Origin of the sequence: Pseudomonas sp. HMWF006 (assembly GCF_003061205.1) — a bacterium.
Classification (GTDB): domain Bacteria; phylum Pseudomonadota; class Gammaproteobacteria; order Pseudomonadales; family Pseudomonadaceae; genus Aquipseudomonas; species Aquipseudomonas monsensis.
This window is the reverse complement of sequence record NZ_QAIU01000556.1, coordinates 12,948-14,053: the sequence shown is the minus strand read 5'-3', so window position 1 is coordinate 14,053 and position 1,106 is coordinate 12,948. Positions and strand designations below refer to the sequence as shown.

The 1,106-nt window shown below is 61.9% G+C and carries 1 protein-coding gene; it reads right to left on the bottom strand.

The window, feature by feature from the left end:
• Positions 1-968: glutamate carboxypeptidase (locus DBR24_RS25200; RefSeq protein WP_128616084.1), on the bottom strand; the 968-nt coding region annotated here is incomplete at its 3' end.
• Positions 969-1,106 lie beyond the last annotated feature (138 nt).

Below are 1,106 nucleotides of genomic sequence, written 5' to 3'. Positions count from 1 at the left end.
AAACCACGCTGGAGTGAAGTCTTCACTTCGGTGTCAGCAATCAACTTGTCCTGCGACACCCGGGCCAAATCCTTCTCGATCCGGTCGAACTCTTCCGGAACCGCCGCGCGCACGTCAGCCTTGGCCGTGGCCTGATCCGGGATCACGTTGGTGCGGTCACCGGCCTTGAGCACGGTGAAGTTGATGGTGGTTTTCTTCGCCTCATCGCCGAGTTTGCCCAGTTGCAGAATCTGGTGCGCCGCCTCCATCGCCGCGTTACGCCCCAGTTCCGGGGCGACGCCGGCGTGCGCGGCTTTGCCCTTGACCTCGACCAGCGCCGTCGCGCTGCCCTTGCGCCATACCACCAGGCCATCCGCCGGACGCCCCGGCTCGAGATTGAGGGTCACGTCGTGTTCTTTGGCAGTTTTTTTGATCAGGTCGGTGGCGACGTCCGAGCCGGTTTCTTCGCTGGCATCGAGCAGAAAGGTGATCTGCGCGTAATCCTTGAAGTCGAGGTTCTTCAGCACTTTCAGCGCATAGATCCCGGCGACAATGCCGCCCTTGTCGTCCATCACCCCCGGCCCGTAGGCGCGACCGTCCTTGATGTGGAACGGCCGTTCGGCGGCGGAGCCTTCGTTGAACACCGTGTCCATGTGCGCCATCAGCAGGATCTTTGCCTTGCCGGTGCCCTTCAGGGTAGCGAGCACGTGACTGGATTTTTCCGGGGTGTTCGGCACCCATTCGATCGTGGCGCCAAGCTTCTTCAGCTCATCGACGGCAATGTCGCTGACTTGCTTGAGCCCCGGCTCGTAGCCGGAACCGGAGTCGATATTGACCAGACGTTCCAACAGTTTCAGGGCTTCGGGCTGGTATTGCTCGGCGTCGGCGAGCACCTGTTTGTGCGGTTCGGCGGACGCCACGGCGGCCGAGAGCGTGAGAGACAGGCCGAGGCTGGCGGCCAGCAGAGAGCGGGAAAATGAGCGCGTCATGAATCAATCCTTGTTTCGCGTCGGGGGTGGATTGAAACCGTACCCGACATTGACGCAAGGCTCTACACCCAATACGACGCTGACCTGGCCGACCGCACCCGAAACCTGTGGCCGCTAGCTGGCCTGCCAGCGTCTACA